Genomic DNA, 20,217 nt, shown 5'->3' with positions numbered 1-20,217 from the left:
GGCAATAAAAACCGTATAAAAGAAACTAAATTTCTTACAGGGATTCAGAAATTTTTAACGTTTCTTTTATACATATTCTGCGTAAAAAGGATTTTAAATAAGCAAGTTTTATCCTGCTGACTAAAGCAAAGCAAGCGTGAGTCTGCGACTTTGTTAAACTTTTCAGTAATCAATAAACTTTGCTCTTTTCGTTTAAATTACCTGTCGTGGTGAGGAAAATCAATAGCCAAAAATCTAGCTTTAAAAAGTATGGCATACATTTCTGCTGAATGGAGTTCGAAATAAATCCCAAGTGAGGGCGGGAAGCTCCGAGCCTGCGAGGAGATCACCCGCACAAGCTCAGGATTTATGAGAACGCAATTCAGAAAAGAAATGTCAGCCTTGATTTTTTGTTACTTTTTTATCAAGAAAAAAGTAAGAAGGAAAGAATAAAACCCATAAAGCCAAAATCAGATACAATCCCGAAACTTAGGAATATAAAAGCCATGAGCCAACAGCTAACAGCTAACGGCTAACAGCCAACTTCGGACTTTCCACCCCATCACCCATCACAAAAAAGCCAACAGCCAACAGCCCCGAGACTTCGGGGGCTAACAGCCAAATTTATTTCCACAAGTATGTCTAAAAATATTATTTTTGCACTTATTAATACGTAGCAAAATCACACACAATGAAGCGAATATTATTACTTTTTATTATCAACATATTTGTTGTAACAGCATACTCGCAGTACATACCGTTAAACCACGATTTGTATTCAAAAGCTAAATTCGGGAAATTACAGGCAAATCAGAGGCAGTTATGGGGCATGAAACCCTTTCTTATTCAGTCGGTTGATAGTAGCGAGTTGCTTGTTGACGATGTTTTTTCTTATCACGAGGATGTTAGTAACAAATGTTTTGTTTACAGAAAACTTTTCGCCGAACATCTTGTCAACTACAAAAACGATTGGTTGACAATAAGCGTAGACCCATTGTTTGATTTTACCATTGGAAAAGAAAGGCAATACGATAAAAAAATATGGAGAAACACTCGTGGTATCGATATTAGCGGAAACTATAAAAACAAGCTGATTTTTAGCAGTCAAATATTTGAAACACAATCGTTTCAGCCATCATGGATAAAACATTTCGCTGATTCAATGAAGGTTATTCCCGGACAAGGTCCTTACAAGCGTTTTAAAACTGATGGTTACGACTATTACAATAGCGGCGGATACTTGACGTATATCCCCGACAAACGCATTTATTTTACGGTTGGATATGGGAAAAACTTTATAGGCGAAGGCTATCGCTCACTAATCCTTTCCGATGCTGCATATAATTATCCTTACGTACGTTTGGATGCCGACTTCAGCAAAATAAAATATACGGTTTTGTACGCTCAATTCACTGCTTTAAATTTGCCTTATAGTAAATTATACGGCTACGAACGCAAGTGGAGCACAATGCATTTTTTACAAGTTATGCTTTTCAACAGATTAAATATAGGTTTGTTTGATGCTGTTATCTGGGGAAATGGAAACGGTGAAGAAGGGCACAGAGGTTTTGAATTTCATTACCTGAATCCTGTAGTATTTTTGCGACCCGCTGAATTTGCAATTGGTTCGCCTGATAATTACATGATCGGGGCTAATTTATCTTATTCAATTTCAAATAATTATAACGTTTATGCGCAGTTGTTATTAGACGAATTTCATTTAAGAAACCTAATGAAAAATGATGGTTGGTATGGTAATAAATATAGTATTCAGTTAGGAGTTGAAGGTGGTAATATATTTAATATCAACAATTTATATGCACGTGCCGAATATAACCAAGCACGACCATATACGTATACCCATAACGTTTCGGTTCAGTCGTTTAGCCATGCAAACCAACCGCTTGCTCACATATTGGGAGCTAATTTCAGAGAGGGTCTGTTCATAGCTTCGTATTCTTACAAAAATTGGCAGACTTCTATAAAATACATTCATCAAATGTACGGAGCCGACACCAGCGACATAAGCTACGGACAAAATTTACTTTTACCTTATACCAATCGTAAATCTGAGTACGAGAATTATATAGGGCAGGGACTTAAAACCAAAGTAAATTATATTGATTACCGACTTGCCTACGTTTTGAATAGAAAAACCAATATGAAACTTGAGGCAAGCCTTATTTGGCGCACTCAAAAAAACGATTTAACCGACAAGCAAAACCTTTTGTTTAGCATTGGATTTAGAACAAACTTGAGGAACTTTTACTACGAATATTAAAAACGACTGTGAGTCTTATAATCGAAATTAAACGCAACCAAAAAGTAGAGTAGTTATGGTAATATTATTGGACCATCCTGATATACCGTTTCCATCGGTTGAAGAAGCCAACGAAGATGGGTTACTTGCAGTTGGTGGCGATTTAAGTGTGAAAAGATTAGTAGAAGCATACAGCAAAGGCATTTTCCCTTGGTTTACAAATGATGAATATATTTTGTGGTGGTCGTTGCCCGAAAGAATGGTGCTATTTTTAGACGATTTCAAGGTATCGAAATCATTGCGTTTACTGATTAAAAAGAACATTTTTAAAGTAACATTCAACAAGGCATTTCAGCAGGTTATATTTAATTGTGCAAATGTGAAACGCAAGCATGAATCGGGAACATGGATTACACCAAAATTGCAGGAAGCCTACGTAAACTTGCACGAAAAAGGTTATGCACACTCGGTTGAAGTTTGGTACAACGATGAGTTAGTCGGCGGTTTGTATGGAGTTGTCGTTGGTAAAGCCTTTTGCGGCGAATCTATGTTTCATACAATGTCTAATACATCAAAAATAGCCTTGTACTATCTTATCGAATTGCTTAAGGAAAAGCAATTTCATTTCATTGATGCTCAAACATATACAGACCATTTGGCAAGTTTGGGTGCAAAAATGATTACCCGAAAGAATTATATTTATTTATTAGAAAAAGCAGTAGCTGCAGACCAATAATTATTGTTCTACTATCTCAACACGTCTGTTTTTGGCTCTACCTTCTTCAGTTGAATTGCTAGCTACAGGAGAAACAGAGCCTACACCATAAGGTTTAAGTTGCTCTCTTGCAACAGCATATTCAGATACTAGCTTTTCCATTACTGCGTTTGCTCGGTCTTTTGAAAGACTTACATTCATATCAAAATTGCCCGTATTATCCGTATGTCCGACTATTAAAACTTTTTGAGTTTTATTGGCGTTGAGGTATTCGGCAATGGTTTTCAATGCATCGGCAGATTCCGGTTTTACTTCAGATTTTCCTACATCAAAAAAGATATCATAAACAGCAAAATATCCTTCGGTTTGAATTCCTTTCGAAATATTTTCGGCAGTAACCATTCCAGTTTCAACAGCTTCAATTTCAACAACATCTTGAGTAATTAACGTATAATTGTCAACCACCGAATAAACAATTACATAAATGTTTTTTCCTTCCTTATTTCCTTTTGCAACAATAAACGAATGGTTGTTTTTCCAAATAGGAAAATTCAATCCAATTCCAAATTTTTCATTATTTAACCCATCGTTTCCATATAATCCTGAACGGTAGTACCTGTCTGTCCATGTATGCGGTCTGTCGGATACACCTAACTCTTCATTAGCTACAGCTATTAAGATTTTATAACCCGCTTTTGAAAGAGCTGATTTGTAATTGTGTAAAACAAATTCTGCATTATTCTCACTTGAAGTAGAATACTGAATGCGGGTAACCTTTCCTTCCAAATTCATGGGGTTTTCCCAATCAATAGCTCCTTTGTCGTTTACAGGCAATTTATAAGTTCCCCATTTTGTTTCTTTGTAAAACTCGATTATAGCACCATCAAAACGACTAACTAATGGATGGTCTTTACCATTTTCAATATCAGTTGTCCGTTGAGCAAATAAATTTATCGAAAACAATGTTGTGATAAGAATAAGTGCGATTAAAATTTTTGGTTTTGTTTTCATGACTTTTAAATTTTAAAGGTTTATACTCATTTAGTTTTTATAGTTTTTTTAAATTATTGCCAACTTGTTGTTTTCGAGACAAATATAAAACATTTTTTTAATATACAAGTCATTATATCCAAAAAATTTGCATATAAAATACATTATTTTATAAGTTTGCATAAAATTCTGCCTTCAGCAACTCAAAAAAATAAAAGCCATGATTTACGCCTACAATTCCGATATAATATGCGCCGTAGCAACGGCTCACGGCAAAGCAGCCCTTTCTGTGATACGGATTTCGGGCAAAGGTTCAATACTTCTTATTGATAAAATTTTTGCATCTACAAATGTCAACAAAAAACTTGTTGAACAAAAATCTCATACTCTGCATTTTGGAACTCTCCGCCATGGCGATGAGATTATAGATGAAGTTTTAGTTTCGATATTTAAAAGTCCGAATAGCTACACAGGCGAAGACCTTGCCGAGATTAGTTGCCATGGTTCTTCCTACATACAGCAACGAATTTTGGAAGCTTTATTGCAAGAAGGAGCTCGTTTGGCTATGCCTGGAGAGTTTACTTTCAGAGCTTTTCAGAATGGAAAAATGGATTTGTCGCAAGCCGAAGCTGTCGCAGATATAATTGATGCCGACAACAAGCATTCTCATCTGAATGCCATACGACAAATGAGAGGTGGGTTTTCTACAACCATAAATAATTTGAGATTAGAACTTATTAATCTTGTTTCGCTGATTGAATTAGAATTGGATTTTTCGGAAGAAGACGTAACTTTTGCCGACAGAAATCAAATTAAATCGCTTATAAATAAGATAATTGATGAAATTTCGGACTTGGCAAATTCTTTTCAAATGGGCAATGTGCTTAAAAACGGTGTGCCTGTTGCTATTGTGGGAAAACCTAATGTTGGCAAATCGACTTTGCTCAATGCTTTGCTAAAAGAAGAAAGAGCCATTGTTAGCGATATTCCAGGAACAACCCGCGATGTTATTCAAGATGTAATGCACATTAAAGGAATTGCTTTCCGATTTTTCGATACGGCAGGATTAAGAGACGAAACAGATGATGTTGTTGAAAATTTAGGCATTGAGAAAACCTTAGTTACGCTCAATGAAGCAAATATTATTCTTTATGTTTTTGATGCAACAACGATAACGCAAAATGAGTTGTCACAAATTTTGGAAGAGCTTAAGCCTTATTTAGATGAAAATAAACAGCTAATAATGATAGGCAATAAAATTGATGAAATGACAACAGTTCCGAATCCGTTTATCAACCTTAGCGATTTGGAAACAATTTATATTTCGGCAAAAAGAAACGAAAATATTGACCAAATAACCGAACGCTTGGTAAGTTACGTTGATAAGTACAATTTAAGCTCATCGTTTTTAGTTAGCAATGCACGACACTATAATTCTATAATAAAAGCAAACAAGTCTTTGTCCACTGCATTAAAAGAATTTGATGAAAACGTTACCACCGATTTGGTTTCGGTACACTTAAAAGCAGCTTTGCACTATTTAGCCGAAATAACAGGACAAATAAGCTCCGAAGATATTTTAAATTCTATTTTCAGCAATTTTTGTATTGGGAAGTAGGATTTTGCTTATTAAAATAACGTGTCGAAAAAATTGAGTTTTCTCGACATGAAAAAATAACGTGTCGAAAAAAACGACTTTTCTCGACATGAAAAAATAATATGTTAAAATAAAAAGATTTTTTTAACATGACAATTGTAACGTGTTAAGGAAATTGGTTTTTCTTAACGTAAAGAATTTGATATGTACACAAAATCGCTTTTTTTGGACATGATAAATCTGATATGTACACAAAATCGCTTTTTTTGGACATGACGAGTGTGGTATGTACACAAAATCTCTTTTTTTGGACATGATAAAAATTATATGAGTAAAAATTCGGCTTTTTTGCTCATATAATTTGTTGAAACAGCTGCTATATATATGCAAAAATATTTCTCTACCATTTAATCAGCATAGAAATCAGGCATATAAAATGTATTTTTTATAATTTTGCCGAAAAGTTTTAAGGTCATCAAACACAAAACATGAACAAAAACACTTACTTAGCAACACATTCGCCGTTTAGGAATTTTACTCGCAAGGAATGGAGTAGGTTAGAGGAGCATCCGAAATATCCAATTAGCGATATTAATCTTTCGCAGCTCAGAGGTTTAAATGAACTGCTTGACAAGAGAGTTTCGTACAGTGCTATAGGTCGCATACTTGGCGTACATAGGCTCACAGTTAGTAGTTTTGTTAAAGAAAGAATGAATTAAAAATTAATATTTCAAAACAGCGAAAGCTGTGTTTTATCTTCCTTTGGAGGATAAAAAACGCCAATTATAATGAAAGGGTTTCGTGCTCTAAAATGATTGGTTTTAGTAGTGCCAAGGAAGAAATATAAATCACATTTATTTACCATATAGTCAAAATATTTCTCTTTTACTTTTTGACATGCTAATTCTTCATTACCATTGGTTTGTTTTAAGCAATTCCAAAATAAAGCACCCAACTCCCAGTCTTCAATCATTAGACTGCGCTTTTTATTGTCTTCGGTAGTAAAAACGTAAGAAAACTTGTAAGGTAGTTTCTTAGCTACTTTGAATATTCTTTTGGTCTCCTCACTGTAGAATAAACTTCCTTGGGCTTGTTTAGCAACGACAGTGTCAAGTTTTTTCTTATCCCATTCCCTTTCACATGGTTTCCACACAAAGTCTGTTACCTGTTTCGGTTTGAGTACGGCTAAGGAAGTTCCAATTTTTTTGTCTTTTGCCTCTTCAATCAAAGCCGACATATCGGTGTAAACATTTTTAAGAACAATTTCCTTTCTATACATCCAGTTATTGGTGGTAGGAACAGTTCCACCAATAATAATATCTTTATCTAAATCGGCAGGACGATAACTTTCTTTTCTAAAATCTTTTGTGTTGCGAACAATATCCATTTCAATCCATTGCCACTTCTTGTATTGTTCTGTATAGTTTAATTGTCTGAATGGAATAGGGTAGATACGAACCCAAGAACCGTCTTCTTTAAAACCTGCTGTGCAAACCAACTCATCGTAATGAGTAGATAGGGTTGGATATGTTTTTACAGCTATAAGTATGCGAGTTTGAGCCATTAATCTACAAGTGTTTTAATTTGTAGTCAATTTTAGGTAATTGCATCAGTGCATTCGCTACACATATACGGTGGCACTGCTTTGGGTCTTTTTCAAAACAAGTAAGAGCCACTCGTTTACCTTTATCTAAAAAAATGCGAATAGCTAGAAGCGAAGCCTTATTTTCCACCAAAGTAGTCTTTTCATATTCTCGAAATAGAGCGTCATAATCTGCTTGTGTTCGTAATTCTTGCCTTTTGTCGGAAACAATGCCTAAATCAGGAATGTGAACATATTCAATATCAGTGCCTTTGCAAGCTAATTCAAGAGTTTTTTTAGAAAAGCCGTATTTTTGACTAAAAGCATTTTTCCTAACATCGCAAAGCACATTAACTCCATTAATTATCAACTTGTTTATGTACGTTTCAAGAGTAATTCCTTCGTAACCTATAGTAAAAAGTTGTTTTTCGGCAAAATGCCGCTTTTGTTGTTCAATCGTGTCCAATTCTTTACTGCTTAGTAATTCTTTTGCAATAATACTTTTTGTAGCGTAATATGGATATTTACGGTAGGTATAAACAATCAGGTCATTTTGCATGAGATTACCGAATTCTGCTTTTACATCAAAAAGACTTTTTCTATCTTCAGGTTTAATCGCGTCAATAAATCCTTCATCATTTGTTAGTTCATAAAACCTGCCATCTTCTGTTTCTGTTATTTTACAATAACCATATTTTGTGAGCGTTACTAAGTCTTGATTGGCTTGAAAAGAAAAACAGCCATAGCGATACGGTACAAAATCAAAAGATCTTGTTTCCTGTTTGCGAGTGAACAAAAATAAATATTTTTGAAACTGTTTGGCAGTTAGTTTTCCGCCAAACTCACTCAACATAGCTAATATAATTTTTCTTCTGTAATACATACTTTATCACAAAAATACAAAAATATTTATAATACATTAATTATAATTTTATTATCACATTTAACCATACTTTTTCCACTATTATAGCTATTGTTAGTTTTTCATAGTTATCTGTTTTTATATAAAACACATCTCTCTACCATTTAATCAGCATAGAAATCAGGCATATAAAATGTATTTTTTATAATTTTGCCGAAAAGTTTTAAGGTTATCAAACACAAAACATGAATAAAAACACTTACTTAGCTACACATTCGCCGTTTAGGAATTTCACTCGTAAGGAATGGAGTAGGTTAGAGGAGCATCCGAAATATCCGATAAGCGATATCAATCTTTCGCAGCTTAGAGGTTTAAACGAACCGCTTGACATAAAAGAGATTGAAGAAGTTTACATTCCTTTGGTCAGTTTTTTGGAAATTCAAATTACGCATTACCGACAACTTCACGAAGAGCAAGATGAGTTTTTTGGAAATAAGAGTAAAAAAGTGCCTTATATAATCGGTATTGCCGGTAGTGTTGCCGTTGGTAAAAGCACGATTGCACGTGTTTTGCAAAAATTACTTTCGCTAACACCATGTAAACCCAAGGTGGAACTTGTTACTACAGACGGATTTTTATATAGCAACCAGGAGCTTGAAACAAGAGGTATTCTTAATAGAAAAGGTTTTCCCGAAAGTTATGATACTAAAAAACTAATTTCTTTTCTTTCGGATGCCAAATCTTGCCATGATAAATTGGAGGTTCCCGCGTATTCTCATCTTTATTACGATATTATTCCCAACGAAAAAACGATAATTGACAATCCGGATATATTGATAGTTGAAGGAATAAACGTTTTGCAAGTCTCGCCAAATAGTAAAAAAAGAAGGATATTCGTTTCCGATTTTTTCGATTTCTCAATTTACGTGGATGCCAACGAAAAAGATATACGTCAGTGGTTTTTAGATCGCTTTTTTACACTTCAAAAGACAGCCTTTACCAATCCCGATTCGTATTTTCATCAGTATTGCGATTGGAATAAAGATGACCTGCTAGAATTTGCGACTCAGGTGTGGGAAGAAATTAACCTGCCCAACTTAGTCGATAATATTCTTCCAACAAGACTAAGAGCTGACCTGATAATTGAAAAAAGCTCGAAACACTTTACTAGGAGCATTAAGGTAAGGAAGAATTAGTTTCGAGTTCTGAGTTCTGAGTTCTGAGTTCTGAGTCTCTCCTAACTCCTAACTCCTAACTCCTAACTCTATACTTCTGCCTTTCTCTTAATATCCAACGCTACCAAAATAGATATCAACGACCAGAACGGTACGCTTAATTTGTCGGTATCTAAAAAGTTATTTAAAAATCCGTGTACAAAGTACGTAATTAGCCCTAATGATATTCCTAACGCAATAACCTTATCGGATTGGTTTTCAGATTTTTTATATACTCTAAAGCCTGTTATCAGCGAAAAAATGGCAAGTAGCGTAAAACTTACAAGACCCAATAATCCCTGTTCGGACAATGGACCAAGATATTCGCTATGGGCATTTCCCATGTTTCCAAAGTTGGTGCTGATTATGGTTTTGTCCATACTTCTTTGGTACGGTGCGTATTCAAACTGATAGGTTCCGGGTCCGAAACCAAACAAAGGCTTCTCTTTAAACATGCTTATTGCTGCCTGCCATCTGTTTATACGTTCTAGATTGGAGGCATCTGACGATATATTTGAAATAGAGCGAACGTGTTCGGTAAAATTATCAGAAGAATCATATTTGTTTTTCTGCATTTTATCGAGTATCTGAAACTGATAAACATAAAATAGTGCCGCCAATGAAACAAAGATAACAAGCACCCAACGGAATTTTATTCTGAAAATAACTATCGCAAATACGCCAATAGCGGCAATAAGACTTACCCATGCAGCTCGACTATACGATAAATAAAATGCTACAACCAAAATAGAACCTGCAACTAATGCAAAAAACTTTTCGAGTTTAGAGCTGTTTTTGTCGAAAAGGAAAGCAAAAACAACGGGTATGAACAGTGCCAAAATCGCCCCGTATGCCGTATGGTCGTTGTAAAATGGCGACATAGCCCAATGCCCGACTTCCTTGCTAAAACCATGCGAGCCGTGAACATACAGGGTATAAAACACTACAATTATCAATGCAATTGTATGAGCCCACAGGAAGTAGCGAATATTGTTTTTCTTCTGAAAGTAAAACAAGCCGCCAAAATACAAGGGAATAACAAACCACAAAGTTGATGCAAGAGCCTTAAACGAAACCAAAGGCAATTGCGAGGTACAAGCAGTAATAAAAATCCAACCCAAATAAAAATAAATCACCTTACTTACATTGTGGTTTGCAATTTGCGGTACGTTTTCTTCTTTGCTCAGAATAGCATGAAAAATAACAAAGGCTGTTGCACCAATAAGAAGTAGTTCGCTTGGTAGCGACAAATTATTACCGGTACTAGCACTCAGTAAATTTATGGAAAGAGGTGTAGCAAACGCAATAAGCAGATAAATAATATCGAATTTGAAGAAGAAGAAATACAAGACAACAAGTCCTACAGGCAACAAAATACCGTAGTACATGTTTTTATACACTAAATACAAGTTTAGTAAGATAAACAAAAATGTAACAGTGTAGAATATTGTATTTTTTAAATTGGGTTTCAATACTAATTATCGTTTTCTTTTACAGCGTTAATGAATTTTTGTCTATACTCCCAAGCCAAAATCACGCACATAGCAAGGGCAAATGAGGCAACAAAGAAGTAAAACATTATGAAAACCGTTTTAGGAAAATACCTTTTGTCGGCAATTTGAGGATCTGAAATTATATTGCTAAACGAGAAAGGACGTTTGAAGTCAACTCTGGCTTGGTCGTATTTTTGAATAAGTTCGCTAAGTTCCAAATCCAAGTTTTCAAAACGGTAGTACAAATAAGCAACATCGCTACTTTTTTCTTCAACACCTTTCTTCATTTTGTTAAAGTTTTCGGTGTTGTTTGAACCCCTAAGCAAGCCACGAGTAAATTCTCTGCCCTGACTTTCCAAATTGAAAAGGTAGTATTCTTTTGAAATCTCGCCAAATTCATCTTTAACTTTTTGAATTTCTTCTTTTTTTTCTGCAATGGCTTCTTCGTAGGCGTCGGATACTTCTTTAAACTTAATAGCCTGCGCATTAAGAATAACTCTGTTTGAGTGTTCAATTATCTTGTTAACGATATTGTACGCCATAACCGGGTCTTTGTCGGTAACCGAAATTTCAACACTTTCAAACATTGTTTTCCCAATTTTAACATTTTTGTTGTACAAATAATCAACTGTCGATTGGTAGTATTTGTAGTCTTTCGAAATTCCGTAATGATTGCCAAGGTCAAGGTCTTTAATTACGCCTTCCTGGACGAGTCCGGCTTTCATCCACTGAACTAACTGTTCGGTCTCGCTCTCATCGGAGTATGGCTGCACGTTTGAAGGATAAACCAAACAAGTAGATTTGAATTTAGGTTTGATAATAAAGTTTGCGGCTATAGCTCCAGCAAGCAAAGCAACAACGCTTACAATAATTAATTGCCACTTCCATTTTATAAGAATTTTCAAAAAACTTATATTGTCGAAGGTCTGATTTTTTTGAGTTGAGGTCATATTGGAATTATTTATGTGTCAATTTAAAGTGTTAGGGTTTGGTGTTTGGTTATGTTTTGTCGACGAATATTTTTCTATAAAAAGTATTACCACTACGGCAAAAAACATAACGAAAAAGGTAATCACACACAGATTTAGCCATGTGTTGGGATATGCTTTCTTTTCGGCTTTGTATGCTTTTTCAACTATAAAAGTTTGCGAAATTGCCTGATTTGCGTCAACTTTGGCATCTTCGTAGCGCTTTTTTAACAAGCTAAGTTGTTCTTGTTTGTATTCCAATGCATCGCGTAGCGAAACATAAGCACCGCCGTACTTTGCAATGGTGTCTAATTGCTTTTTCAAAGCTCTTACAGCATTTTGGTTATTGTTAGCAATGGCTTTTGCCATTTCCTGATTAACCATTTCCGACTGAGTTTCGTAGTCGTTAACGCCCTTTGAGCGTATAAACGACAAGGAATCGTTCATTTGGTTAACTTCGGCAACCAACGAATTATAAGATTGTTCGACAATATTCAAGCCCTGAACGGCACGCTTTTGTTGCATTTCAAAGTAAACGGTATCGACGAGTTCGGCAATATTGTTGGCAATATCGGCAGCCATTTGCGGGTCTCTGTCGGTAACTCTTATTTCAATAGCCGAGTACCTTGTTCGTCTTACCTTTACATTCGACTTAAATTTGTTATACAGCTTGGTGTAAAAATACTTTGAGTTTTCGCGGATTTTATAATGCTCAACAAGATTAAAATTGTTTATTACCTTTTCTCTAATTGTGTTCGATTGCAAAACCTGCATCATTTGTTCGGTTTGCTCATCTTGTCCGAAGGTCAAAACGTCTTGCTTAGTAAGATTTGCTTCGTTGAGCAACACTTTTGAAATGGAATTTGTTGCCGAAGGATAAAGCACAACCGACGATTCGTAGAGTGGAGTAGTGATAATAGGCGAACTAACAAACAATACCAACAAAACGGTAGAAATAAAAATAATTAAAAGCGGTTTCAACCATTTTTTAATAATCTTGAAAAAAGCTTTCTCGGTTTGTCTCATTTATAAAGCTATTTGTTAATTTGTTGCAAAAGTATATAAAATATACTTAATCATTAATTTTAATTTAATCTTACTTAATAACGAAAATATTATCTGATAATTGTACCAACTAAAAAATTATTCGAGCATGTCGGGTCTGTTGGCTTCGGTGTTTTTAATTGCCTGTTCCAATTTCCATTCGTTTATAAGTTTTTCGTTTCCCGAAACTAAAACTTCAGGCACTTTCCAGCCGTTATAATCGGCGGGGCGAGTATAAACCGGATGCGATAAAAGTCCGTTTTGAAACGAATCGCTGAGAGCCGAAGTCTCGTCGGATAAAACGCCCGGGATAAGTCTTATAACGGCATCGGTAACTACAGCAGCGGCAATTTCACCGCCTGTTAGCACGTAGTTTCCAACCGATATTTCTCTTGTAATCAGATGTTCTCTTACTCTGTTATCAACGCCTTTGTAATGACCGCAAAGCAGAATAAGATTTTGCTTACACGAGAGTTCATTTGCGGTTTTTTGTTCAAAAAGTTCGCCGTCGGGAGTTAAAAAAATAATTTCGTCGTAAACTCTATCTTTAGTTAAGGAATTTATGCAATCGGCTATGGGCTGAATCATCATAACCATACCGGCTTCGCCACCAAAAGCGTAATCGTCAACTTTGCGATGTTTATTTTTGGAGTAGTCGCGCAGATTATGAACGTAAATTTCGGCTATACCTTTGTCTATGCTTCTCTTTATAATAGATTGCTCCAAAAAACCGACAAACATTTCGGGAAATATGCTTATAATATCAATACGCATGTTTAAAACAATATTGTTGTAAATATTGTTAGCAAAATTAATAAAATATTACACTTGGGTTTATTTGAAAAATAATTGTTTGGGGAGGTGGTTGTATTTGGGTATTTTGTATATTTGTTGGACAAATTCTTTTTTATGAGATATAAAACTCATTAAAAGACTACAGAATAAACAAACCAATAAAAACACTACATTATGAAAAAATTAGCTTTAATCACTCTTTTTGTTTTTTCCCTTATTCTAGCAAATGCTCAGAATTATATTCCATTTCCAACAGAAAATACGACTTGGAGAACAGAAAGAGAGTACTGGAGTGGTGGGTTTGACCCCCAGATTACCTACTACGAATTTGCTAAAACAGACGGCGATACTATAATAAACGGAAAGCAGTACACCGTCATTACCAGACTCAATTACCCAACTTGCTTTATTCGTCAGGACAACGGACTTGTTTACTGCAAGTATTCAAGCAGTTCGCCGTACGATACAACCGAATTTTTGCTCTACAATTTTAATCTTCAAGTTGGCGATGATATGCAAATTGTTGTAGCATTCGATGGTCAGATGTACTACGAGACAATACGCGTTGAAAGTGTTGACTTAGTGCTTGTAGGGGATAAATATCATAAAAAAATCGTCTTTTCAGGCTGGAATGAAATCACTTTCGTTGAAGGTATTGGGTCTATGCAAGGTTTATTGTATCAGGAGCTACCTTCTACAGAATGGGCTTCATTTTTAACTTGCTTTTCTACAAACGATACAATATTTTCTTTAAGCGGAGATGGAGCAACTAGCTCAGGCAATTGTTGGAAATTTTTAGATACTAAGGAGCCTGAAAGCATCGCTATAACTGTATCTCCTAATCCAACCAACAATTTTATCAGAATAGATGCTCCGCAAATTTTAAAAGCCGAATTATTTACGTTAAACGGTCAGAAAGTGCTTGAAACTGAATCGCAAAATATTAATTTGATGGGATATGAAAGTGGAATTTATGTGCTGAAAGTGTATTCTACTGACAAGTCGGTTAAATTTTTTAAAATAGTAAAGCAATAATAACACAACGGTAACGCCAAAAAGAGCTTGATTAAGAAATAAACTTTTTAGAATACGTTTTGTATTTAGGGATTTTATATATTTGTTGGACAAATACTTTTTTATGAGATATAAAACTCACTAAAAGACAAGAGAATAAACAAACCAATTAAAAACACTACATTATGAAAAAATTAGCTTTAATTACGTTTTTTGTTTTTTCCCTTATTCTGACAAATGCTCAGAATCCTATTCCGTTTCCAACGGAGAATACGACTTGGGAAGTAGTATCAAAAAATATGGATTTTTCCACTCCGACTTATTTCTTCGAGTTTGCTAAAACCGATGGCGATACTACAATTAATGGACAACAATATACTATCATTACCAGATACGAAAAAGCCACATGCTTTATTCGCGAAGACAACGGACTTGTTTACTGCAAGTATTCAAGCGATTCGCCGTACGACACAACCGAATTTTTGCTTTACAATTACAATCTCGAACCCGGCGACACTATGCTAATGACAAATACTTATTTCAGTAATAATTTCCGATATATAACAGCCCAAGTTGTACAAGCTGAATACATACTTATTGGTGACACATATCGTAAGAAGATTAGACTCTTTGGCAATAACTATTTCGATTTCGTCGAAGGTGTTGGGTCATTGCAAGGATTGCTATATACGGAAATCCCTATAGGTGGTTTTAAGTATAAATTAACTTGCTTTTCTGTGAACGATACAATATTTTCGCTATACGGAGATGGTTACACTAACCCCGGCACTTGTTGGGAAATTACAGATATTAAAGAACCTGAAAGCAGCACTATAACCGTATCGCCTAATCCAACTAACAATTTTATCAGAATAAATGCTCCGCAAATTTCCAAAGCAGAACTGTTTACAATAAACGGACAGAAAATACTTGAAACGACATCGCAAAATATTAATCTGATGGATTATGAAAGAGGGATTTACGTACTTAAAGTATATTCTGCTAATAAGTCGGTTAAGATTTTTAAAGTGGTAAAGCAGTAGGTAGTGATAATGAGAGTTTAATTAATCAAGAAATAATTATTTCTTAATACGTTTTATATCCACGAATGTTTTACATTTGTTGTGAAAAATATATCATCGGAAATTATAAATCACACATAAAATGAAAAACTCAATTTACTTACTATTATTCTTGTTATTATCGTCTTGTTGTGGGTCGCTAATTGCAGTAATACCGCTTACTGAAGACGAATTAGCCGTTGACCCTTACAGTGGACACGAAACTTTAACTTTTATCGACAATAATGGATATCCAATCATTTATGATAATGGTAACAGAAAGATTAACACCCAAGTGATAGAAGAATGTGATGGTGGCTTTTGTTGCGATTATTACAAGATAGAACACAGCTACACATATTTTGAAAGTTGGTATAAGCAGTCTGATTTACAAGTCATTATTTCTAATCATTTTGATTTAAGTACCGAAAAAAAAGAAACTCCTGAGATTCATTTTACATGGAATTATTATGAAGATCGGTTCACCGCCACAAGTTTCATGCGTTTACCCGTTAATGCAATGGAAGAAAAGGCAATTGAAAATGGTGTTTTCTTAGATTCTTTAAAACTCAGACAAAAAACATTTTATAATGTGTTTACGCTCCCTGGTCATTGTTATAATCCCGAAAGATTGCATGCCGATACTTTGTATTATACAAAATCGCAAGGCATAATCGGACTAAAGTTATCAAACGGAAATCTGTGGGTTATAAAATAACGACTACTTTCAAAAATTACATTTTACGGTAGCTCAAAAGTTACGCCACATCTGTTTCCTATATCTATCAAAAAAATAATTTTTACCAAGTGTATCTTACATTAGTAAATAATGTACTTTTGTTAAGTAACAAAAAAGAATACCAGCCGCAGTTAAATAGATGATTATGAGAAAAATAGTATTAGGGATTTTACTTTTAATTTCGATTACAGGATTTAGTCAAAGAAATAAAATCCAAGTATTAACCAATGAGAAAATAATGGGAAAAAGCCTTGTCGATGGCTCTGCCATTAAAGGAATTGAATATGTGTTTCCTAATAGGATTCATGAAACATTTTTTGATACAACAACGGGATTTTTGACGGCTCAATTAAGAGGGTTAAGCAAAAATGGGAAATGGCTCGATAACAAAGGAAACATCGTCCAGTACGACATTAAAAATCAAAAGGTGTTATGGAGCAAAAGGATTGCTTACCAATTAAGCAGTTTACAGCAGTTCAGCAAAACAATGATTTATACTTCAGGCAATAAGAGTTTTTGTCTTGATATCAACACTGGAAAAGAAATTTGGGAAGTTAAAAACCAAATATACTTTGTTGACCCAATTGATAATATCGGCTTCGGATATAAATTCAAAAGCTCATTCAAAAACTCGACCGGATTTACAAATGAATTGGAAGGGATTGACTTAAAAAACGGTAACGTACTTTGGAATAGATATTTAAATAGAGATTATGGTTGGAACGATTTTTTTTATATAAACGATTCAACTTTTATTGTTGTCGCTGCCGGATTACATTCAATTAATATAAAAACGGGAAAGGGCTGGGATTACAATACGATTACCGGAAAAAAAGATTACACAGGAACGATTGCCAAAAATGTGGCTGGAGTTGGCTTAGGCTTGCTCACAGGCACATTTGTTACGTCCACCGGATACGATTTAGTCAGAGATTTGGTGTCTAATGCTGTAATTGACAGCTCAAGTATATATTTGGCTTCAAAAGAACAACTTGCAAAAATCGACAAACAATCAGGCGAAACTATTTGGATGACTCCATTTTCAGATGACTTAGCAAGTAAATCTACTATCTTCATGAATGATAGCGTAATATTTATGATTAATAGAGGAATGGCATTTATGGGTTACAGACAATTAAATTTTGGCAAACCTTTCTTAGCAGCATTTGATAGGCAGTCTGGAGAACAGAAATTCTTTTCATTGATAGATGTGAAAAACGACCCTATTCTAAGTTATAATATACGAAACGATGAAATCTTTTTAGTGTTTGAAAACAGAATTTCAAAGTATTCAATGGAAACAGGGGATTTGATTATTGAAAAAGATTTCCCGAAAGACAGTGTTGGAGAACTAAAATATTTTGTAGGCAATCAAGTGTTCATCACAAATCAAAATGGAGATTTAATTAGTCTTCCACAATCCGATTCCACCAAAATATTTGTTCACACCAGTTTGGGTAAAACACTAACCATCGACAGCGAATTAAATATTTCAAAAACAATAGAGTACACCGATTTAAGTATTTATTACCTGTGGATAAAGGATTTTAAGTTTATTGCAAAAGACAATAAAACATTGGTTATAAATAATACAGGACAAAGGATTGCTGAAATTGATGTAACTTCAAATGCTTTTATGATTGGAAACACATTGTACGACACTCAAGATAAGAGTTTTATAGCGGTAGATTTGAGTAATTTGATTAATAGCGAATAAATTATGTGCTAAAACAAGCGATATAAAAAATGAGTACTTTTTCAGAGTTTTGTACTCATAGGGTAAAACCTAAGGTAACACTAAAACCCTCACAATATCAACAAAATGCCATAATGGAAAACAAAAAAATACTCGGATTACAGAGGAATGTCTTTTTTACCGGATTAACCAGTTTTTTTACCGATACATCTACAAAAATGATATATAGCGTGATGCCGCTGTTCCTACTGTCTATTGGTGCATCAAAGACTTCAATTTCGTTAATCGAAGGGATTGCAGAAAGTACTGCAGCTTTAGTCAAAGCTTTTTCGGGATATTGGAGTGATAGGATTAAAAAAAACAAACCGTTTATGCTTATTGGCTACGGACTTACCGCTATAATAACTCCTATTTATGCTTTAGTCAGATTTCCAATTCAAGTCTTGTTTTTACGTTTTTTCGAAAGAATAGGTAAGGGCTTCAGAGCTGCACCACGCGACAGTCTTATCAGCGGCTCGGTTGCTAAAAACGAAGCAGGTAAAAACTTCGGGTTTCATAAAGCAATGGATAATAGCGGAGCAATTCTTGGACCTTTAACAGCTTTTTTGTTATTATACTTTTTCCCGCTCAACTATACCAATATATTCCTTATTGCTACTATTCCGGCAATATTGGGCGTTATTACCATTGCTGTTTTCATTAAAGATGTAAAAACGGATAAAAAAGAAACAAATAACAAATTCCGTTTAAATCAGTTGCCTAAAAAGTTTTATTTCTTCTTGCTAATTGTGTTCGTTTTTAGTCTTGGCAATTCCGCCGATGCGTTATTACTTGTAAAAACTGCCGAAACCGGAATAAATAAGTCGTACGTACCTTTTGTTTACATGATTTTTAATGTTGTTTCCGTATTATTGGCAATACCTATAGGTAAAATATCCGACAAAAAAGGTCGCGAAGTGATGATTATTCTCGGATTTCTTGTTTATTCAATTGTGTATTACTTTTTCGGCAGATTTAACAGTTTGAATGTTTTTATAATTCTATTCGTTTTTTACGGCTTGTACAGTGCCTTGGTCGATGGAAGCCAAAAAGCTCTAATTTCGGATATAGTAAGTAAAGACTTAAAAGGCACAGGTTACGGCTTATATCACGCTGTACTCGGAATTACGCTTCTTCCGGCAAGTTTAATAGCAGGCTTGTTATACGACAACGTCAATTCCAATGCACCGTTTTATTTTGGCTCTATCATGGCTTTTATAGCTACAATTCTGATGATAATTTTTGTGGTGGTAAATAAGAAAAAACAAAGAAAAAGCAACGCTGACCAACAAACTGTTTAACAACTTAAAGCAATAAAAAAGATAGTTATTTTAGAAAATATTTTACATTTGTTTCGTAAATCAAACGTAAGTCATAGTTGTAATAAGCTGATAAACAATGTTTTACATAATATTTAGTTTTATAATCGGAATATTAATGATAGGTTTAGGATTTCTAATTAAATCCATGCCTAATTTAATTGCCGGATATAACACCATGCCGAAAGAAAAGAAGGAAAATGTTGATATTGACGGCTTATCGACATTTATGCGCAATGGATTTATCGTTATAGGTCTATCAATCATAATCGGATATTTTATTTTTAAGCTGATTGGTTTAGAAATTATTGCCAATTCAATAGTATTGATAGCAATTTTAGTTGGAGTATCAATTATGATTATTAAAGCTCAGAAATTCGACCACAACAAGAGTAAGAATACCATGTCGGTATATTTTATTGTCGTTATTAATGTATTGGTGCTTTCATTCGCAATTGGACTATTAGTTTACGGATGTAGCACTTCAAAGCTGATATACAATAATGATACAATCAGATTTTCGGGAATGTACGGATTTGAAATAAATATTGGCGAGATTGAAAACATCGAACTTTCCGACCAATTACCGAAAATTAAAGTACGTAGTAATGGATTTAGTTATGGTAGTGCAAAAAAGGGAATATTCACCCTTGATAAATTCGGCAAAAGCAGACTGTTAGTCCATTCCGATTTACCGCCATATCTGATAATAACCAAAAATAACGATGATAAAATCATCATCAATTTCAAAGATAAAACCGAAACGGAAATTACCTACAACAAGATCAAAACAATGATTGATAAATAAAAGTGCACAATACGTGGTAAAATGGTTGTGGTAAAAAAATAA

General features: G+C 34.4%; 18 protein-coding genes. 11 read left to right on the top strand and 7 right to left on the bottom strand.

Features of this window, described 5'->3' with window-relative positions; genetic code table 11:
• Positions 1 to 670: 670 nt before the first annotated feature.
• Both PHP31_01790 and aat read left to right on the top strand, forming a co-directional pair.
• Positions 671 to 2,260, top strand: coding sequence for a hypothetical protein (locus tag PHP31_01790; protein MDD3738012.1), 1,590 nt, complete (start codon positions 671 to 673; stop codon positions 2,258 to 2,260).
• A gap of 55 nt (positions 2,261 to 2,315) precedes the next feature.
• Positions 2,316 to 2,975: a leucyl/phenylalanyl-tRNA--protein transferase gene (gene aat, locus PHP31_01785; protein ID MDD3738011.1), complete on the top strand. Its 660-nt coding sequence runs from the start codon at positions 2,316 to 2,318 to the stop codon at positions 2,973 to 2,975.
• On the opposite strand, the gene PHP31_01780 is transcribed toward aat, so the two are convergent.
• Positions 2,976 to 3,965: an OmpA family protein gene (locus tag PHP31_01780; protein MDD3738010.1), complete on the bottom strand. Its 990-nt coding sequence runs from the start codon at positions 3,963 to 3,965 to the stop codon at positions 2,976 to 2,978.
• A gap of 199 nt (positions 3,966 to 4,164) precedes the next feature.
• On the opposite strand from PHP31_01780, the gene mnmE reads away from it, so the two are divergent.
• On the top strand, positions 4,165 to 5,562 hold the full coding sequence (gene mnmE / locus PHP31_01775) for a tRNA uridine-5-carboxymethylaminomethyl(34) synthesis GTPase MnmE (GenBank protein MDD3738009.1): 1,398 nt from the start codon (positions 4,165 to 4,167) through the stop codon (positions 5,560 to 5,562).
• Between the two features lie 467 nt (positions 5,563 to 6,029).
• Positions 6,030 to 6,260, top strand: coding sequence for a hypothetical protein (locus tag PHP31_01770; GenBank protein MDD3738008.1), 231 nt, complete (start codon positions 6,030 to 6,032; stop codon positions 6,258 to 6,260).
• A gap of 11 nt (positions 6,261 to 6,271) precedes the next feature.
• Here the strand turns inward: PHP31_01770 and PHP31_01765 are convergent, their stop codons facing one another.
• Entirely contained in the window at positions 6,272 to 7,105 is an 834-nt protein-coding gene (locus tag PHP31_01765; protein ID MDD3738007.1) for a hypothetical protein, read from the bottom strand.
• A gap of 4 nt (positions 7,106 to 7,109) precedes the next feature.
• Entirely contained in the window at positions 7,110 to 8,006 is an 897-nt protein-coding gene (locus tag PHP31_01760; GenBank protein ID MDD3738006.1) for a DUF488 family protein, read from the bottom strand.
• A gap of 224 nt (positions 8,007 to 8,230) precedes the next feature.
• Between PHP31_01760 and coaA the strand changes: the two genes are divergently transcribed.
• Positions 8,231 to 9,181: a type I pantothenate kinase gene (gene coaA / locus PHP31_01755; protein MDD3738005.1), complete on the top strand. Its 951-nt coding sequence runs from the start codon at positions 8,231 to 8,233 to the stop codon at positions 9,179 to 9,181.
• A gap of 68 nt (positions 9,182 to 9,249) precedes the next feature.
• Here coaA and PHP31_01750 read toward each other — a convergent pair whose 3' ends face one another.
• From PHP31_01750 to trmD, 4 genes are all read right to left on the bottom strand, one after another.
• On the bottom strand, positions 9,250 to 10,671 hold the full coding sequence (locus PHP31_01750; protein MDD3738004.1) for an O-antigen ligase family protein: 1,422 nt from the start codon (positions 10,669 to 10,671) through the stop codon (positions 9,250 to 9,252).
• Positions 10,672 to 10,673: 2 nt separating this feature from the next.
• Entirely contained in the window at positions 10,674 to 11,642 is a 969-nt protein-coding gene (locus PHP31_01745) for a Wzz/FepE/Etk N-terminal domain-containing protein (protein MDD3738003.1), read from the bottom strand.
• A gap of 18 nt (positions 11,643 to 11,660) precedes the next feature.
• Positions 11,661 to 12,686, bottom strand: a complete 1,026-nt coding sequence (locus PHP31_01740; protein MDD3738002.1) for a Wzz/FepE/Etk N-terminal domain-containing protein — start codon at positions 12,684 to 12,686, stop codon at positions 11,661 to 11,663.
• Between the two features lie 117 nt (positions 12,687 to 12,803).
• Entirely contained in the window at positions 12,804 to 13,478 is a 675-nt protein-coding gene (trmD, locus tag PHP31_01735; GenBank protein ID MDD3738001.1) for a tRNA (guanosine(37)-N1)-methyltransferase TrmD, read from the bottom strand.
• 195 nt (positions 13,479 to 13,673) lie between these two features.
• Here trmD and PHP31_01730 point away from each other — a divergent pair, with 195 nt between their 5' ends.
• The 6 genes from PHP31_01730 (at position 13,674) to PHP31_01705 (ending at position 20,175) form a co-directional block, all read left to right on the top strand.
• On the top strand, positions 13,674 to 14,534 hold the full coding sequence (locus tag PHP31_01730; protein MDD3738000.1) for a T9SS type A sorting domain-containing protein: 861 nt from the start codon (positions 13,674 to 13,676) through the stop codon (positions 14,532 to 14,534).
• A 164-nt stretch (positions 14,535 to 14,698) separates the two neighbouring features.
• Entirely contained in the window at positions 14,699 to 15,556 is an 858-nt protein-coding gene (locus PHP31_01725) for a T9SS type A sorting domain-containing protein (protein MDD3737999.1), read from the top strand.
• Between the two features lie 121 nt (positions 15,557 to 15,677).
• Positions 15,678 to 16,292: a hypothetical protein gene (locus PHP31_01720; GenBank protein ID MDD3737998.1), complete on the top strand. Its 615-nt coding sequence runs from the start codon at positions 15,678 to 15,680 to the stop codon at positions 16,290 to 16,292.
• A 166-nt stretch (positions 16,293 to 16,458) separates the two neighbouring features.
• Complete coding sequence (locus PHP31_01715; protein ID MDD3737997.1) at positions 16,459 to 18,030, top strand: PQQ-binding-like beta-propeller repeat protein; 1,572 nt, start codon at positions 16,459 to 16,461, stop codon at positions 18,028 to 18,030.
• A 29-nt stretch (positions 18,031 to 18,059) separates the two neighbouring features.
• Positions 18,060 to 19,349: an MFS transporter gene (locus tag PHP31_01710; GenBank protein ID MDD3737996.1), complete on the top strand. Its 1,290-nt coding sequence runs from the start codon at positions 18,060 to 18,062 to the stop codon at positions 19,347 to 19,349.
• A 97-nt stretch (positions 19,350 to 19,446) separates the two neighbouring features.
• Complete coding sequence (locus tag PHP31_01705) at positions 19,447 to 20,175, top strand: DUF3784 domain-containing protein (protein MDD3737995.1); 729 nt, start codon at positions 19,447 to 19,449, stop codon at positions 20,173 to 20,175.
• Positions 20,176 to 20,217 lie beyond the last annotated feature (42 nt).

The sequence above is a fragment of the Lentimicrobiaceae bacterium genome, from assembly GCA_028697555.1.
Taxonomy (GTDB): domain Bacteria; phylum Bacteroidota; class Bacteroidia; order Bacteroidales; family UBA4417; genus UBA4417.
Note: the sequence above shows the minus strand (reverse complement) of the source record. Positions and strands in the feature narration are given on the sequence as shown.

Excerpts from the sequence above, each read along its gene's own strand:
- PHP31_01710 (MDD3737996.1), top strand. The coding sequence starts at position 18,060 with ATGAGTACTTTTTCAGAGTTTTGTACTCATAGGGTAAAACCTAAGGTA.
- trmD (MDD3738001.1), bottom strand. The coding sequence starts at position 13,478 with ATGCGTATTGATATTATAAGCATATTTCCCGAAATGTTTGTCGGTTTT.
- PHP31_01730 (MDD3738000.1), top strand. The coding sequence starts at position 13,674 with ATGAAAAAATTAGCTTTAATCACTCTTTTTGTTTTTTCCCTTATTCTA.
- PHP31_01760 (MDD3738006.1), bottom strand. The coding sequence starts at position 8,006 with ATGTATTACAGAAGAAAAATTATATTAGCTATGTTGAGTGAGTTTGGC.
- PHP31_01705 (MDD3737995.1), top strand. The coding sequence starts at position 19,447 with ATGTTTTACATAATATTTAGTTTTATAATCGGAATATTAATGATAGGT.
- PHP31_01765 (MDD3738007.1), bottom strand. The coding sequence starts at position 7,105 with ATGGCTCAAACTCGCATACTTATAGCTGTAAAAACATATCCAACCCTA.
- PHP31_01715 (MDD3737997.1), top strand. The coding sequence starts at position 16,459 with ATGAGAAAAATAGTATTAGGGATTTTACTTTTAATTTCGATTACAGGA.
- coaA (MDD3738005.1), top strand. The coding sequence starts at position 8,231 with ATGAATAAAAACACTTACTTAGCTACACATTCGCCGTTTAGGAATTTC.
- PHP31_01725 (MDD3737999.1), top strand. The coding sequence starts at position 14,699 with ATGAAAAAATTAGCTTTAATTACGTTTTTTGTTTTTTCCCTTATTCTG.
- PHP31_01770 (MDD3738008.1), top strand. The coding sequence starts at position 6,030 with ATGAACAAAAACACTTACTTAGCAACACATTCGCCGTTTAGGAATTTT.
- PHP31_01740 (MDD3738002.1), bottom strand. The coding sequence starts at position 12,686 with ATGAGACAAACCGAGAAAGCTTTTTTCAAGATTATTAAAAAATGGTTG.
- PHP31_01745 (MDD3738003.1), bottom strand. The coding sequence starts at position 11,642 with ATGACCTCAACTCAAAAAAATCAGACCTTCGACAATATAAGTTTTTTG.
- PHP31_01780 (MDD3738010.1), bottom strand. The coding sequence starts at position 3,965 with ATGAAAACAAAACCAAAAATTTTAATCGCACTTATTCTTATCACAACA.
- PHP31_01720 (MDD3737998.1), top strand. The coding sequence starts at position 15,678 with ATGAAAAACTCAATTTACTTACTATTATTCTTGTTATTATCGTCTTGT.
- aat (MDD3738011.1), top strand. The coding sequence starts at position 2,316 with ATGGTAATATTATTGGACCATCCTGATATACCGTTTCCATCGGTTGAA.
- mnmE (MDD3738009.1), top strand. The coding sequence starts at position 4,165 with ATGATTTACGCCTACAATTCCGATATAATATGCGCCGTAGCAACGGCT.
- PHP31_01790 (MDD3738012.1), top strand. The coding sequence starts at position 671 with ATGAAGCGAATATTATTACTTTTTATTATCAACATATTTGTTGTAACA.